The 16316-nt window shown below is 55.8% G+C and carries 10 protein-coding genes and 3 tRNA genes; 6 read left to right on the forward strand and 7 right to left on the reverse strand.

Annotation, left to right across the window (positions count from 1 at the left end; genetic code table 11):
- Positions 1-327 precede the first annotated feature (327 nt).
- A complete protein-coding gene (locus N6G83_RS38595) occupies positions 328-552 on the reverse strand; it encodes a YgdI/YgdR family lipoprotein (RefSeq protein ID WP_024529487.1) in 225 nt (74 codons plus the stop codon).
- Positions 553-745: 193 nt separating this feature from the next.
- Between N6G83_RS38595 and csdA the strand changes: the two genes are divergently transcribed.
- Positions 746-1951, forward strand: coding sequence for a cysteine desulfurase CsdA (gene csdA, locus N6G83_RS38600; RefSeq protein ID WP_260524142.1), 1206 nt, complete (start codon positions 746-748; stop codon positions 1949-1951).
- Between the two features lie 19 nt (positions 1952-1970).
- Complete coding sequence (gene csdE, locus N6G83_RS38605) at positions 1971-2405, forward strand: cysteine desulfurase sulfur acceptor subunit CsdE (protein ID WP_211134380.1); 435 nt, start codon at positions 1971-1973, stop codon at positions 2403-2405.
- Here csdE and tcdA read toward each other — a convergent pair.
- Together tcdA and mltA are read right to left on the reverse strand one after the other, a co-directional pair.
- Positions 2396-3202: a tRNA cyclic N6-threonylcarbamoyladenosine(37) synthase TcdA gene (gene tcdA / locus N6G83_RS38610; RefSeq protein ID WP_024529484.1), complete on the reverse strand. Its 807-nt coding sequence runs from the start codon at positions 3200-3202 to the stop codon at positions 2396-2398. The two genes, csdE and tcdA, sit on opposite strands and share 10 nt — an antisense overlap.
- 78 nt (positions 3203-3280) lie before the next feature.
- Positions 3281-4426 carry a murein transglycosylase A gene (gene mltA / locus N6G83_RS38615; RefSeq protein ID WP_211134361.1) on the reverse strand — a complete coding sequence of 382 codons (1146 nt, stop codon included), beginning with the start codon at positions 4424-4426 and terminating at the stop codon, positions 3281-3283.
- A 237-nt stretch (positions 4427-4663) separates the two neighbouring features.
- On the opposite strand from mltA, the gene N6G83_RS38620 reads away from it, so the two are divergent.
- From N6G83_RS38620 to N6G83_RS38630, 3 genes are all read left to right on the forward strand, one after another.
- A tRNA-Met gene (locus N6G83_RS38620) sits at positions 4664-4740 on the forward strand.
- Positions 4741-4805: 65 nt separating this feature from the next.
- A tRNA-Met gene (locus tag N6G83_RS38625) sits at positions 4806-4882 on the forward strand.
- 63 nt (positions 4883-4945) lie between these two features.
- A tRNA-Met gene (locus tag N6G83_RS38630) sits at positions 4946-5022 on the forward strand.
- Between the two features lie 104 nt (positions 5023-5126).
- Here N6G83_RS38630 and amiC read toward each other — a convergent pair.
- Positions 5127-6377 (reverse strand): N-acetylmuramoyl-L-alanine amidase AmiC, encoded by a 1251-nt coding sequence (amiC, locus tag N6G83_RS38635; protein ID WP_024529482.1) that lies wholly within the window; start codon positions 6375-6377, stop codon positions 5127-5129.
- A gap of 228 nt (positions 6378-6605) precedes the next feature.
- Here amiC and argA point away from each other — a divergent pair, with 228 nt between their 5' ends.
- Positions 6606-7931 carry an amino-acid N-acetyltransferase gene (gene argA, locus N6G83_RS38640; RefSeq protein WP_024529481.1) on the forward strand — a complete coding sequence of 442 codons (1326 nt, stop codon included), beginning with the start codon at positions 6606-6608 and terminating at the stop codon, positions 7929-7931.
- Between the two features lie 59 nt (positions 7932-7990).
- Here argA and recD read toward each other — a convergent pair whose 3' ends face one another.
- The 3 genes from recD to ptrA are packed head-to-tail and all read right to left on the reverse strand — an operon-like array spanning position 7991 to position 16277.
- Positions 7991-9841, reverse strand: coding sequence for an exodeoxyribonuclease V subunit alpha (recD, locus tag N6G83_RS38645; RefSeq protein WP_024529480.1), 1851 nt, complete (start codon positions 9839-9841; stop codon positions 7991-7993).
- Positions 9838-13389, reverse strand: a complete 3552-nt coding sequence (gene recB / locus N6G83_RS38650) for an exodeoxyribonuclease V subunit beta (RefSeq protein WP_211134360.1) — start codon at positions 13387-13389, stop codon at positions 9838-9840. The genes recD and recB overlap by 4 nt, the downstream gene beginning before the upstream one ends.
- Positions 13386-16277, reverse strand: coding sequence for a pitrilysin (gene ptrA / locus N6G83_RS38655; protein ID WP_211134379.1), 2892 nt, complete (start codon positions 16275-16277; stop codon positions 13386-13388). Before ptrA ends, recB begins: the two co-directional genes overlap by 4 nt.
- Between the last annotated feature and the right edge of the window lie 39 nt (positions 16278-16316).

Genomic DNA, 16316 nt, shown 5'->3' on the forward strand with positions numbered 1-16316 from the left:
ACTAGCCCATCCGCATGGACTATTGCCATTAGTTTTTTTAATCCGAGCCATTATAAATTGTCCGTTGAGCATGCGCCAGTAAATACCTATAGTGGCGACACTTCCTGGGCCGGAACGAAAAGGGATTGGGTGTCGAGGACGCCGATGAACTTTTGGCTTGTGGTTGTGATGTTGTGTTTGCAATTTGTCCGCCAATTCGGACATGGTAGCTAGGCTACTGTTTTTCACTTCCTGTACATTTACCCTGTCTGTCCATAGTGATTTTATGCAGCACCGCCAACTTCGCGGTGCTTTTTTTTGCCTGAAACTTACTGTTTTATCTGAAAATTACTGATTACCTTCAACCATTTCCTTCACGTCGGCACGGTTAATCTGCTGCTGAACGCCGTTGGCGTCTTTGTAACTGATCATCCCGGTATCGTCATCCACCTTGGGTTTGCCATCGGCAACAATGGTGCGTCCATCGCTGGTATGCATGACGTAGTTGCTTGAGCAGGCTGCCAGGGTAAACGTGAGCATCAGGGCAGAGATAACTGCGGCTGTCTTGTTCATTTGTGACTCCTTGTAGATAAAAATGCTGTAAAACTCACTTCTGTTATTTAAGGAACTCATTAGCGCGCCAATATTCAGCATAACAAACTTTCGTCAGATTTCCAGGAAACGGCGACAATTGATCGGGATAACTTGTCTCTGACACTAAAATAGGACAGGATCAATGGCTGACAAAGCCACTGATAATCAGCCGATGAAGCCTTTTGAGCCTACCTTGTTCCGCAGCCAGTTCCCGGCCCTTCAACAGGCAGGAATTTATCTGGACAGTGCCGCTACCGCGCTAAAACCGCAGGCGGTGATCGACGCCACGCAGCAGTTTTATAGCGCAGATGCCGCCACCGTACACCGCAGCCAACATCGTGCGGCGCAGGATTTGACCCAGCGCTTTGAGCAGGCACGCCAGCAGGTTGCCACCTTGATTAATGCCCCCAGCGCGGACGATATCGTTTGGACCCGTGGCACCACGGAAGCCATCAATCTGGTCGCGCAGAGCTATGCTCGCCCACGCCTGCAACCTGGGGATCAGATCCTGGTTAGCGAGGCGGAGCATCATGCCAACCTGATCCCGTGGTTGATGGTGGCAGAACAGACCGGTGCCGAAGTGGTGAAGCTGCCGCTTGGCCCCGATCGCCTGCCAGATTTGACGCTGCTCCCTACCCTATTGTGCGAGAAAACCCGCATTCTGGCCTTGGGGCAAATGTCCAACGTCACGGGAGGCTGCCCGGATATCGCGCTGGCTATCGAGTTGGCTCATGCGGTGAACGCGGTAGTGATGATCGACGGCGCACAGGGCATTGTGCATTGCCCTGCCGACGTTCAGCGGCTCGATATCGATTTCTACGCCTTCTCAGTGCATAAACTCTATGGCCCAACTGGCATTGGTGCGTTGTATGGCAAAACCGCGTTGCTGGCCCAAATGGGGCCATGGCAAGGCGGGGGGAAAATGCTGACGCAGGCTTCTTTCAGCGGCTTTACGCCACAAAAACCGCCGCACTGTTTTGAAGCCGGTACGCCAAATATTGCCGGAGTGCTGGGGCTGGGTGCCGCGTTGAGCTGGCTGGAAACGCAGGATATGGCCGCCGCCGAGCAATACAGCCGCGCTCTGGCGCAAAATGCCGAACAGCGTTTGCAGCAGTTACCCGGATTTCGCAGCTTCCGCAGTTCCGGCTCCAGCCTGCTGGCCTTTGATATCGCCGGGATCCACCACAGCGATATCGTCACCCTGTTAGCCGAACAGAACATCGCGGTCCGCGCGGGCCAGCACTGCGCCCAACCCTTGATCGCCGCATTAGGGGTCAGCGGAACGTTACGTGCGTCATTTGCGCCTTATAATACGCCGCAAGACGTCGATGCTCTGGTGCTGGCGTTAACTAACGCCATCGAATTACTGGCGGAATAAGATGCAAAACGGAGAACCGATGCTTGCCCCTCACCCTTTTGGCCGTGAAATCACCGCCGAGACGCTGATAGCAACCTTCAGCGCGCTAAAACAGTGGGAAGACCGTTACCGCCAACTGATCATGCTGGCGAAACGCTTACCATCGCTGGCGGACGACCTGCGGCAAACGGAGATGGAACTGAGCGGTTGCGAGAACCGGGTCTGGTTGGGGCACCAGTTGTTGGCTGATGGAACACTGCATTTTTATGGCGACAGCGAAGGACGCATTGTGCGTGGCTTGCTGGCGATCCTGCTAACCACAGTCGAAGGTAAAACGCCGCAGCAGGTATTAGCTACCGATCCCCTGGCCTTGTTTGATAGCTTGGCGCTGCGTGCCCAGCTCAGCGCCACCCGAGCTAGCGGCCTGGCTGCATTGGCAGCCAGGATTCACGCCATCGCTGCCGGCTATGCCTGACGTGCCGCCTTTGCCACCATCTTCTTCAACGCGTGGGAGACGGCAATAAAACCAAAGGTCGCGGTGACCATGGTCGCTGCGCCAAAACCCGCGCTGCAATCCATTCTCTTCGGCCCCTCTGCGGTACTGCGTGAGGCACATACTGAACCATCCGGCTGCGGATACACCAGCGGCTCAGTGGAGAAGACGCAGTCGATCCCCAGCTTGCCTTTGCTGTTTTTCACTACGTTAAAATCGTTCTTCAACCTTTCACGCAGCTTGGCTGCCAGCGGATCCTGGATGGTTTTGGCCAGATCGGCCACGGCGATCTGCGTAGGATCGATCTGCCCACCGGCACCGCCGGTAGTCACCACCGGGATCTTGAAGCGGCGGCAATAGGCTAACAACGCCGCTTTGGGTCGCACGCTGTCAATAGCATCAATCACATAGCTGAAATTATGGTTCAACAGCTCGGCGACGTTGTCCGGGGTAATAAAATCATCCACGCAGGTCACCCGGCATTCCGGGTTGATCGCCAGGATCCGTTCCGCCATCACTTCGGTTTTCGACTGGCCAACGTGCTGGCGCAAAGCATGGATCTGCCGGTTGGTGTTGGTGACGCATACGTCATCCATGTCGATCAGCGTGATCGCACCAATGCCGGTTCGTGCCAGCGCTTCTGCCGCCCATGAACCGACACCGCCAATGCCGATCACACAAACGTGTGCCTGGGCAAACAGGGCCAATGCCGGCTGGCCGTACAGGCGCGCCGTGCCGCCAAAACGCTGTAGATAGGCCTCTGAATAGGCTGTACTCATTTCGCTTTACTTACCTTGGTTGCAAATAGTCAGGGCCGGAAGATCCGGCCCTGCGCGTCAAGCTATATACCGTCTTTCTCAGCGAATCACCAACTGGGAACCACTCGAGGCGGTCAATGGTTGATTGGCGCTAAACAGCTGTGCCCCAGCGTTGCCGCCTTTCAATACCCAGACCCGGCCATAGTGATTATAGAACCCTGCCGAGTGACCGGCTTCTGGTCCAATCCCCTGGTACATGTCAAAGTGCTGACCCTTGATGGCACCACCCACGTCGAGGGCAACCATCAGGCGCATTTCATATTTTCCCGTGAACTTGCCCTTGTTGTCCAGTAATGGGACTTCTGTCAGCAGCGTAGTACCGGCAGGGATTAGGGAGCGATCGGAAGCCACGGAGGCTTTGGCAATCAGCGGCACCGCGCTGGCCCCTTTCACCGGAGCGAAAGGCACCGGATGGAAGAACACGAACGACGGGTTTTGCTCCAGCAGTTCGCGCACTTCGGCTTCGCTATGGTTATCCGCCCACTGGCGAATGGCCTGCATCGACATATCGGCCTTGGCCACTTCACCGCGATCGATCAGCACCTTGCCTATACTGCGGTAGGCGTGGCCATTCTTGCCGCTATAGCCAAAGAACACCAATGGCTGACCGTTGCCGAAATCGACATAGCCGCTGCCCTGCACTTCCATCATGAAGTTATCCATCAGGGAGTTGGTGTAAGCAATGATGTAACGGCTGTCCAGCGCCCCTGAATAGATACCGGCACGATCCGGCAGGCGACGCTTGCCTTTGGCTGGCATGCTGTACAGCGGGTAGCGGAATTCGCCCTGTTGGGTATAACGCGCCTGCAGCACTGGGGTGTAATAACCGGTTAACTGGACGTTGCCATAGCTATCGACGCCTTCCATCTGATAGGCGCTGAGGCCGAACTGGTTCAGTTGGCGCGTATCCGCCCCCGCCGCCATCCAGTTTTGCACCGCCTGATAGGTGGAGTTATTGCGGTTAAACAGCGACGGCGAAGCGTATTTAATCTCCATCAGCTGATTGGAGTAATCCTGGCCGTTGATCGGGGCGCCTCTGGCATTGGGGCGATCCACCAACTCCAGCGACTGATCCAGATGACCATCTTTATACTGCTGCCCCCGGTCGGTCGGTTTTGACGAACAACCGGCCAGTACCGCAATCACTACCCCACCGAGCAGGTATTTGCCCCAACGTCCTTTCATTGCACACTCTCTCAGACTGATATGTTCCATACCCAATGGATACGGGTAAACTGGCTGAACGATAACAAACGGCTATAGATAAAGGAATCGCTACCGCTAAAAATTCCCAGCCAGATGATTATGATGAAAAAAAACGCAAATTGTGGACTAATTCAGCATAAAAATGGCTTTCGATGAATTATATGCAAAAAGGGTTTGCAACAAAATGCCTGGAGAGTATAGTGCGCTTCCATCGGACGCGGGGTGGAGCAGCCTGGTAGCTCGTCGGGCTCATAACCCGAAGGTCGTCGGTTCAAATCCGGCCTCCGCAACCAACCGATACTGTGATAACGGTATCAAAAACAGGTTGGATTCGATGAAAGAAAAGGTATTATACGGACGCGGGGTGGAGCAGCCTGGTAGCTCGTCGGGCTCATAACCCGAAGGTCGTCGGTTCAAATCCGGCCCCCGCAACCAACCGATACGGCAATAGCAGTATCCTATGAAGGGTTGGTTCGATAATATCAGTATCAAGACGGACGCGGGGTGGAGCAGCCCGGTAGCTCGTCGGGCTCATAACCCGAAGGTCGTCAGTTCAAATCTGGCCCCCGCAACCAATCTTGATAACATCAGACAAGCACCTTAACGGGTGTTTTTTTGTATCTGAATTTCCCCTGCCTTGCTAATCAACCACGCTGCCCCTCCTTGGGCTACGCCTGGTTTAACGCCGTGCCAATGCGCCACCGTTGGCGAAATAGGCTTTGATCCCAGCCAGAATAGATTGCGCCACCTGCTGCTGAAAATGGCTGGTGCGCAGCTTGCGTTCTTCTTCCAGATTGCTGATAAATGCCGTTTCCACCAGGATCGACGGAATATCCGGGGCCTTCAATACGGCAAAGCCAGCCTGATCGACACGATTCTTGTGCAGACGGTTAATTTTACCCATCCGGTGCAGCACTTCCTTACCGAACTTCAAACTGTCATTGACGGTAGCGGTCTGCAATAGATCGAACATGGTGTGATCCAGGTAGCGATCGCCACTCTTGCTGACTCCACCAATGTCGTCTGCGGCGTTCTGGGTTTGCGCCAGAAACTTGGCGGCATTGCTGGTTGCCCCTTTGGTCGAAAGCGCAAACACCGAGGAACCGCGGGCCGCACGGTTGCTGAAGGCATCGGCATGGATCGAAACAAACAGATCGGCCCGCTGCTTACGAGCTTTGGCTACGCGCACCTTTAATGGGATAAACACGTCTTCATTGCGCGTCATAAACACTTTCATGTTGGGTTCGCGTTTGATCAACGCACTGAGGCGACGGGCAATCTGCAGCACGATGTCTTTTTCACGGGTTTTGTTTTTGCCAATAGCCCCCGGATCTTCACCACCGTGTCCAGGATCCAGCATAATCACAATCGGCCGATCGCGCCCAGCCTTACCGGCCTGAGGTGCTTCTGCCGGTAACGTCCGCTCCAGATCGCCCTTGTTGTAATCTTCCAGTAACGCCAACAGCGGATCATACTCTTCACCGCTGCCCCCCTTGGTAGGATAAAGATCCATCACCAGGCGGTTGCGGTATTCGGAGACGGGTGTCAGGGTAAACATATTTGGGCTGACGCTTTGCTTGAGTTCCAGCACCAGCCTGACGGTATTCTTGTCAAACTGGCCGACCCGCGCCTGTTTCAGATAAGGATCTTCTTTGCGCACCTGCCCGGCGATACCTTTGAGCACGCTATTTAGCTGTACCCCTTCCACATCCACCACGATGCGCTCTGGATTGGTCAGGGCAAACTGTTTGTATTTCAGTGGAACATTAGATTCCAGCGTGACTCGGGTATAGGTCGAGGAAGGCCAGACACGGACGGCAATCACATGAGAAGCAGCGGCGAAACCAACGCGACTCACACTCAGCAACCAGGTTGCGGCAACCCCCTGCAACAAACGACGGCGGCCCGGATTGTGATTAGAGTTAGGCATGCGGCTCCGGTAAAAATAACGATTAAAAAAACAGCAAAAAAAAACAATGGCAAAAACTTTACCCAATCCATTCACTGCTGTCATCAGAAAATCTTTTTATGATCTTTCAATTTATTAATCAGTTAGCGCATTTGTCAGAAAAATCGTGCTCATTTCCTACTTGCCTTTGGCGCAATAAAAGAATAAAAATACAAAAATACCGTATAAATATGCAAATGAGGTCTTGCCGTGAAGGAACGTAGTACAGAGCTGGTGCAAGGATTCCGTCACTCAGTTCCCTATATCAATACTCACCGTGGCAAGACCTTTGTCGTCATGCTGGGTGGCGAAGCTATTGAACATGAAAACTTTTCCAGTATCGTCAACGATATCGGGCTGTTACATAGCCTGGGCATTCGTCTGGTGGTGGTCTACGGTGCGCGGCCGCAGATTGACAACAATCTGGCGCAGCATAACTACGAGCCGATTTACCATAAGCATACCCGGGTGACCGACGCCCATACGCTAGAGTTGGTCAAACAGGCCGCTGGCTTGTTACAGCTGGATATTACCGCACGGCTTTCCATGAGCCTGAATAACACCCCATTGCAAGGGGCGCACATCAACGTAGTGAGCGGCAACTTTATTATCGCTCAACCGCTGGGCGTGGATGACGGCGTCGATTATTGCCACAGCGGCCGTATCCGCCGTATTGATGAAGAAGCCATTCATCGCCAACTAGACAGTAAGGCTATCGTGCTGATTGGCCCGGTGGCGGTATCGGTGACCGGTGAAAGCTTTAACCTGACCTCGGAAGAAGTCGCCACCCAGTTGGCAATCAAGCTGAAGGCCGAGAAAATGATCGGTTTCTGTTCATCACAAGGGGTGACCGATGCGGAAGGCAATATCCTTTCCGAACTGTTCCCCAACGATGCACAAAAGCGTATCGAGCAGTTGGAAGAGGCAGGTGACTACCATTCCGGCACCGTGCGCTTCCTGCGCGGCGCGGTAAAGGCCTGCCGCAGCGGAGTACGCCGCAGCCACCTGATCAGCTACCAGGAGGATGGTGCACTGGTACAGGAGCTGTTTTCACGCGACGGTATTGGTACCCAAATCGTCATGGAGAGTGCCGAACAGGTACGCCGGGCGACCATCAATGATATCGGTGGGATACTTGAGCTGATCCGCCCATTGGAGCAGCAAGGGATTTTAGTCCGCCGTTCGCGCGAGCAGTTGGAAATGGAAATCGACAAGTTCACGATTATCGAACGCGATAACCTGACCATCGCCTGCGCGGCGCTCTACCCGTTCCCGGAAGAGAAGATTGGTGAGATGGCCTGCGTGGCGGTACATCCGGATTACCGCAGCTCGTCGCGGGGCGAGATGCTGCTGCAGCGGGTAGAAAGCCAGGCGCGCCAGATGGGGCTACAGAAGCTGTTTGTGTTAACCACGCGCAGTATCCACTGGTTCCAGGAACGCGGCTTCACTCCGGCCGAAGTCGACGTGCTGCCGATGCAGAAACAGGCTTTATATAACTACCAGCGCCGCTCGAAGATCCTGTTGGCCGATCTTTGACTTACCCTGGCTAACCCATTGTTATCATGACGGGCGCAGCGTGCTGCGCCCCCTCGTTGTTACTTCCCGATCTGCAAGCGTTCGGCCAACCCACTGCGGCGCTGCGTGGGGGTGCGGATAGCGCTTACCAACACCTTGTCTACCGCATACAGCGAAAGCCGCTGGCGTGCACGTGTAATGGCGGTATAAACCAGTTCGCGGGTCAGCACCGGCAGAAAATGATTCGGCAACACTAGTGCCGTATGGTCGAACTCCGACCCCTGTGATTTATGTACCGTCATCGCATAGGCGGTTTCATGCGCCGGTAAGCGGCTAGGCTGTACCGATTTAATGCTGCCGTCCGGTAATTGGAAATGCACGCGCAGATCGCCGCCCTCACCGGGTAAGGCAATGCCAATATCGCCGTTAAACAACCCCAGCGCGCTATCATTGCGGCCAATCATCACCGGCCGCCCTAAATACCAACGCCCGGCGGGGCCAGGATTACGTCGAATCAAACCGGCACGCTGCAGCCCGCTTTCGATACGCTCATTCAGCCCGGCAACGCCAAATGGCCCTTCGCGCAGTGCGCAAAGCAACTGGAAGCGGCCAAAGGCATCCAGGATCGTCACGGCCCCCGCCCCTTCTGCCACCAGCCGCAAATAGTCGCGATAACCGGCAACGCAGCTATCCAGTAGCCGTTGATAATCTTCGGTTTCTGCCAGCGGGTAACCCGCTACGTCGGCATAGCTGCCGTTCAACGCTGCCAGGGCACGCTTGCTATCGCCAGCATTCACCGCCAAAGCCAACTGGCCAATGCCGGATTTGGCATCAAACCGGTAACTCTTGCGCAGTAGGCACAGGCTATCGCGCACCGCTGCCTCGGCCTCCGCTGGCTGCCCTTGCACGGGGCAACCGGTCAGACGCGCCAACTGTGCCGCACGGGCTTCGCTATATCCCTGCTCGGCAAACCGGCAGATATCTCCCAGCACGGCTCCAGCCTCCACCGAGGCCAGTTGATCGCGATCGCCCAGGAAGATGACTCGCGCCTTGGGGGGCAAGGCAGCAATCAACCTTGCCATCATGGGCAAATCCACCATCGAAGCTTCATCCACTACCAGCACATCCAGATGCAGCGGGTTCCCCCGGTGATAACGCATGCGCTGACTGTTTGGCTGGGCCCCCAGCAAGCGGTGTAACGTCGCCGCTTCCGTAGGGAACAGAGCTCGTTGCTCCGGGGTTAGATCCAACTGACGGCTAGCGCTTCCCAGGGATTCGGTTAGACGAGCCGCTGCTTTACCGGTAGGCGCAGCAAGTTGAATGCGCAGACGCTCCCCGTCCGCCAACTGCACCAGTGCCGCCAGCAGCTTGGCAACGGTGGTCGTTTTGCCGGTGCCGGGGCCGCCGGAAATAATCGCGATGCGGCGCGTGGCGGCTACCGCTGCGGCAATTTTTTGCCAGTCGGGTTCGTCCGTAGCCACGCCAAATAACCGATCGAGAATGGTGCGTAGCTGCGCCTCTTCAAGTTCCTCTGGCACACTGTCGCTACTGATAAAAGTGGCGACGTCACCTTCGCTCTGCCACATGCGCTGCAGATACAGCCGCTGCTGTTGCTGGACCATCGGCGTTGCCGTACTGCCATCGCTAACCGCAGGCGATCTCGCCAGACGCTGTTGCCAACTCGCCACGTCCGGTTGCCCGCAGGCCTGCCAGGCAGCCAGGGCCAACTCAGGCTGGCGGCCATCAAACAGATTTTCCGGCAATAGCTGTTCGAGCAACAGACAAACGTGGCCCGCACCGGCCTCCGAGCTCAGGCAGGCGGCGGCCAGCAGGATATCCGGTTCATCATCGTTGGCAACCACCTGGGCAAATTGCACGTCCAGCGGTCGCAAGGCGCCCAGAGCCAACGCCTGATGCAAAATCTCAATCATTGCCCATCCTCAACGTTGGCCGTTTCACCGCTAAACAGGCGATCCATTCCTTCAACCAGAGCATACTCCGGACGACAGGCAAAAATACCGTTGCCCTCATGCTCGGCATCTACCCCGCGTAAAAACAGATAAATCACCCCGCCAAAATGGCGCTGGTAATCGTAATCCGCCAGGCGATGCCCCAGATAGCGGTGCAGCGCCAAGGTATAGAGTTGGTATTGCAAATCGTAACGGTGTTCCGCCATCGCCCGCGCCATCGCCTCTTGGGTATAGGCGCTGCTGTCTTCGCCCAGCCAGTTGGATTTGTAATCCAGCAGGTAGTATTTACCCTGCCAGCAGAATACCAGATCGATAAAGCCTTTCAGCATGCCCTGAACCTGTTGGAAATCCAGCGCCGGGCAGCCAGCAGAAAGGGGATCGTAGCGTTTTACCAACTCATCCAGTTGCTGCGCTTGCAGCAGGCCAGCGATCGGCAGATAGAACTGTAATTCTGCCTGCCTGGCTCCCGACGGTAAGGCGGATAGCGCGACGCCGCTGCTATTAAGTGGCGCATTCAGCAGCACGTGCATCCAGCCGGATAATACCGGCAACCAATGCTCCTCCAGCCCTTGGTGTTGCAACTGCTCCAGCAGCCACTGCTCATCTAGCGGTTGGGTAAAATCCAGCTCCTCAAACAGGCTGTGGAGGAAAGTTCCAGGGGCCGCACCGCGCGGGAAAGTATGGGGAGTAAATGCGGGGGGTGTAACCGTATCGCCCTCACCAACGGCATCAACGTCCAGGCGCGGCAACAGCTCCTGCATCCGGCTTGAGCCATGCTGTTGCAAGCCGGTATAGCTGGTTACCCGCCAGAAGTCCTGCATCCTGCGTGGGAACTGCCTGGCCGCCAGTTCTGCGGCGGTTGCCGTCTGCGGCTGCCAGCCCTGTTCACCTGGCGCATCCACCAGCGACAGCGCAATGCCTTGGGTTGCCAACTGCTGCAGGCAGGTTTGCAGATAGGCCGCATCGCCCGCCTGCCCAGCCTGCACCAGATATCCCAGCGCGCTGCGGTGCAAATCCGTATCGCCCTGTTTCTTGCGCGTACCGAGGAACAACGGCGCAATACCGATGCTGCAGTGATACACCGAACGTGTCAGCGCCACATACAGCAGGCGCAAATCCTCCGCCAAACGCTCCTCTTCCGCCCAGGCCACGCTTTCTTCGTTGGCATTAAGATCCAGCAGGGCTTTAAAGGTCTGGCGATCGTGGTATAGCACCTGCTGCTGTTGACGGAAATTCCCCACAAAAGGCAGCCACACCAGATCGAACTCTAACCCTTTCGACTTGTGGATAGTGATCACCTGCACCAGATGACGGTCGCTTTCCAGCCGCAGTTGCTGATTATCCGACTGGCGATTCGGCTGAGCGATCTGCTGCGCCAACCAACGTACCAGCGCATGTTCACCATCCAACTGCGCCGTGGCTTCCTGCAACAGCTCCCCCAGGTGCATGACATCGGTCAAACGGCGCTCGCCACCTGGGCTGGCCAGCAGGTTTTCAGCCAGATGCCGCTTGGCCATCACCTCACGCAGCATCGGTAACACGCCACGGCGAAGCCAGTGGCTACGGTATTCATCAAACTCGTTGACCAAATCATCCCAAGCGGACTCGTTATGGTTTAGCCCATCCAGCGTCAAGGCATCCAACCCCAATAGCCCGGTGGCCAAAGCGCAACGCAGGGTTCGCTCCTGTTCGGGAGCCAGCACCGCCTGTAGCAGCCACAGTAAATCTTTGGCTTCCGGCGTATCAAACACGCTGTCACGGTTGGAAAGATAAACCGAGGGGATGGCCAGCGCGCTGAGTGCGTCACGCACCAACGCCGCTTCGGCGCGGCTACGCACCAGAATGGTTATATCCGATGCCTGAACGTGACGGCGTTGCTCTCCTTTGACCAGCCAGGCTTCTCCGGCCTGCCCGGCACTCAGCCAATCGCGGATCTGGGCTGCGCACAAGCGCGCCATTAATTGTTGGTAATCACTTACTCCGGCCCCATCCCCGGGTTGCAACCAGAATTGCATGGCCGGTTGCGGTTTATTCTGCCACTCGAAGACCAGTTCCTGATTCTTCGCTGCGGCAGCCACCTCGATAAACGGGATTTGGCCAAACAGGAACGGCTTTTCCACCTGAGCAAACAGGCGGTTAACGCTGCCAACCATAGCCGGTAATGAGCGCCAGTTGGTCTCTAAGGTGTAGTGGGCACTTACCTCCGAGCGAGCCTTCATATAGGTAAAAATGTCTGCCCCACGGAAGGCGTAAATCGCTTGTTTTGGATCCCCAATCAGCAGCAGACCACACTCTTCCCGGCCAACATACAGTTTCTGGAAGATCCGGTACTGCTGTGGGTCGGTATCCTGAAACTCATCGATCATCGCCACCGGATAACGCTGACGGATCGCCAACGCCAATTGTTCACCACCGGCGCTTTGCAGTGCCGCATCCAGCCTACTGAGCAGATCGTCAAAACCCAGTTCGGCACGCTGGCGTTTTTCCTGTTGAATAGAAAGGCGTATTTCACTCAGCGCCCGTGCCATGATCAGGTCACGCAGGGTCAAGGGTTCGGCAAATAGCTCATCAACCGCCACAAACAGCGGATGCCTCGGGGCTTCACCTTTTTTGGTTTTCTCCAGCAGCACCGATTGGCGGAACTTCTCCAACTCTTTAGGTAACTGGTAATCTTCGGTTTCCTGGCCCGCCCATTCCCCGACCTTATTCAGCCAGTTGGGTAAATGTTTGCTGCTGTAGCTGCGTTTGTCGACGCCAGACTGACTGATAAGCGCTTCCAGATCGGCCGCCGATGCCTGCCATTGCGCCTTGAGGGCATCGATCCGCGCAACTATCTGTTCATGGCGCATCAGCACCGTTTCTTCATCTTTAGGGGGCTGACGCAGAGTGGGAGCTTCGCCATGCAGATAGCCTGAGAGATCGCTCAACAAGGCCTCTGGGCCGCTCCACTCCTGACTAACCGCCCGGGCAACGCCCAGTGGCAATGGGTAGCAGTGACGCCGCCAAAAATCGGCGCAGGCCTGACGGCGCAACGGCAGTTCGTCCTGCACCAGCGTTTGTTCAAACAGAATGCCCGACTCGAATGCGTTGTGAGTGAGCATTCGCTGACAAAAACCGTGGATAGTGTAGATCGCCGCTTCGTCCATCTGGCGCTCGGCAGCCAGCAATTGCGCTGCGGCCTCTGGCAGATCGCCAATCTCCGCCATCAGCGCGGCAAACAGCGGGTCGGAGCTATGCCCACGTACGCAGGCAATGCGTAATGCGTGGATATTGCTGCGAATGCGGCCCCGGAGTTCCTCTGTCGCCGCTTCGGTAAAGGTAACCACCAGGATCTCTTCTACCGTGAGCGGCCGTGGAAACGCCGCTGCCTGGCCTAAGCCAAGCAGCAAGCGCAGATACAAAGCGCCGATAGTGAAGGTCTTCCCTGTCCCTGCCGAGGCTTCGATCAGCCGTTCACCAAACAGCGGCAACGTCAGTGGATCAAGCCGCTGAGGAACGCCTTTCGTCATGGTGTCGCCACTTTACGAGGCAGCGTTTTTTGCAGTGACGAGGCGTTAGGATAGGTTACCCAAGCCTCACCCGGCGCAGCAAAGTCGGCTTTCTGCTGGCTGCTGCCACTCACCTGAGACAACAGTGCCAGACCCTGTGGCTTAATCACCGCCTGATGGAAGTAATCTGCCAGTTTGGCAGGCGTTAAAGTCTGCACCTGGGCGATCAGCTTTTCACGGGTATCGAAGGCGAAATTACCGCGATCGAAATCGCTACTGAAACGGCCCGCTTCTTCACCCAAGGTCTGTGGACGCTGTTGCAGCTCATTGATCATGGCCTGTTTGTATTGGGCAAAATCGGCATCGCTCAACTCACGCAGGCGCTTTTCCGTCTTCGGATAGAAGTCTTGGTAGCGCTGATAGAGATAGGCTGGCTGCTTACTGTTGCTTTGCAGCAGGAAACCGATGCCCCACTGGCGGCCAACCGGCATCGCAAAGGAAAACACCGCATAGCCGAGCTGCTCTTGGGTACGCAATTGGCTGTAGAACCAAGGTTGGATGATCTGCCCCAGCAATGAGCTATACGCCATGCTGGTCACTTCGTCATACCCCGTTGGGACATACACTGCCGCCAGCGCAGAATCGGTGCTGCTGCCAGGACGTTGCAGATTGGCAAACTGGTTTTTATCAATCACGACGTTTTCGCCGTGCCACCATTCCACACCGGTACAACCCAGGCTGTGCTTCAGTGAAGAGGCCAGCGTGTCCACCTGTTGCTTGCTCATATTACCCACTACCAGCAACTCCGGCGTGGCCCCGGCCATCAGGCTGTCGCGGTAAGCCAGCACGTCTTGCAACGTTATGGTTTTCAGCACTTCACGGCGTTCACTGCGCTCGGAGTAAGGCACGCGGGACAGCATCTGTACTGGCTGGATCGCCAGCTCAAAGGCTTTGCCCTTCTCGGCGGAATCCAACTGTTCCAGATACCAGGATTTCGCCTGTTCCAACTGCTCTTGCGTTGGGGTAAAGCTGGAGTAGCCTTCAATCAATGAGGTCAACAGCTGTGGCAAGCGTTGGGTGAAACCATTGGCGCTAAACATCAGGCCATTATTGGGCGCGGTAGAGAAGCTAATCCCGCCCACCGAAGCCTGATAGCTCAACTCATCGAGCGAGATCCCCGCCAGATAATCCATCAACGAGAACAGCACCTGATTACGCGCCGAATCCATGGTTTTGGCGTTACGCAAAGCTACCGTCACATCGGCCTTGGGTTCATCGGCAAAATAGCGGCTTGGCATATACAGCACCCGCAGCCCTGGCTGGTTCACCACCATTTCCGGTTTGGTAAACTCATGTGAGGGCTTGTTCAGGGTAAACTCATCCGGAATATAAGGGTTCAACCCCGGCAGAGAAAGCGCGATATCTTTACCCAACTGCTGCCATTTCGCGAAGCGTTCCGCGCTGATTTTCTCAACCTGATAAGGTGCATCAACAAAGTATGCCGTTTTGTTGTGCGGCTCATTCGGGCTGACAAACCAGATACGCGCATTTTGTGGCGTCATCTGGCTCAGGCGTTCAGCAATGGCTTTAGGATCGTAGCGATCGGCCAGGTACGGCGCATCCAGCGTATTCTCTACCGGTACGCGCAGCATGGTGTCCACCAGCCATTCGATATAATTCATGTCGCGGGTAATCGACGGGTAGCGGAAATCCAGATTCAGCACATGGGCGATCTCGTCAAAATAACTTTGTTTGATCCCTTCGCCCTGCAGCATTTTCAGATAGCTGAAGATCGCTGCCACCACCTTGTCACGCTCTGCCAGCCCCTTGTCGGTCAAGGAAACGCTGATTGAGAATACGCCGCCGTTGCGATCGACCATCGGGTCGGCACCCGCATTGATGGCATCTGCCAGCCCCTGCTTCTGTAGCCAGTCGGAAAGCGTATTGGTGCTGCGATTGCCAATCAGGTAGCTGATATAGGTATCGGTTTTGCTGCGGAACTCGGCGCTGTTGTTATCGATACGGAATTCGACCTTCAGCTGCTTGCGCGGCTGCGCCGGTACATAATGAATAATGATGCCCTGCTGCTCCGAGGTAACCGCCGGAACGGTGATCGGTGGCACTTTCGCATCATGATTAGGAATGCGGCCGAAGGTTTTAACCGCCAGCGCTCTCAGTTCAGGCAGGGATTGGTTGCTATACAGCACGCCCTTCATCAGGTTGGCAGAATAGTAACGCTGATAAAAACCAACGAGTTCTTCATGCAGCTTGCTGCCTGGCTTGTCCTGCAAAGTCTCGAGGTTGCCGCCAGAAAAACGTGCGCTAGGGTGAGCCGGATTGAGGGTTTCTGCCCCAACCTGCGCCATGCGCATACCGTCACGGGAGCGCGCCATCGTTAACTCGGCATTCACCGCGTTGCGTTCACGGTCCGCGTTGCCGGGATCGAGAATAGGTTCGGCAATGGCATCGGCCATGCGGTCGACAGCGGGTTCTAAAGCGTCGTTTTCCACTTCCAGATAGTATGCGGTGCGATAAGACGCGGTGCTGGCATTGTGGCTACCACCGTGCTTTTTCAAAAACTCGGAGAGGTTCTCGGGTTCTGGATAGCGCTTGGAGCCCATCAGTACCATATGTTCCAGGTAGTGAGCCAGGCCAAGTTGGCTGTTGGGATCTTCCAGCGAGCCTACCGGCAGCGCCAGGGCAGCCAGTGACTTTGGTGCCAGCGCGTCAGACACCAGCAGTACGGTCATGCCGTTATCCAGCTTGATAGCCTGATATTCACGCGGATCGTGATCGCTTTTGTTGATCTTTTCCGCCAGCGGTTGCCAGCCTTGTGCGGCCCAACTTAACGGCGCCCAAAACATAACCAATAACATCAACCCGGTAATGCGGGTCAACAGTCTGCGCATATCCAAAATAAACCCCTGTTCTCTGGCTGTCACGCCAAC

The sequence above is a fragment of the Serratia sp. PL7 genome (assembly GCF_945957435.1).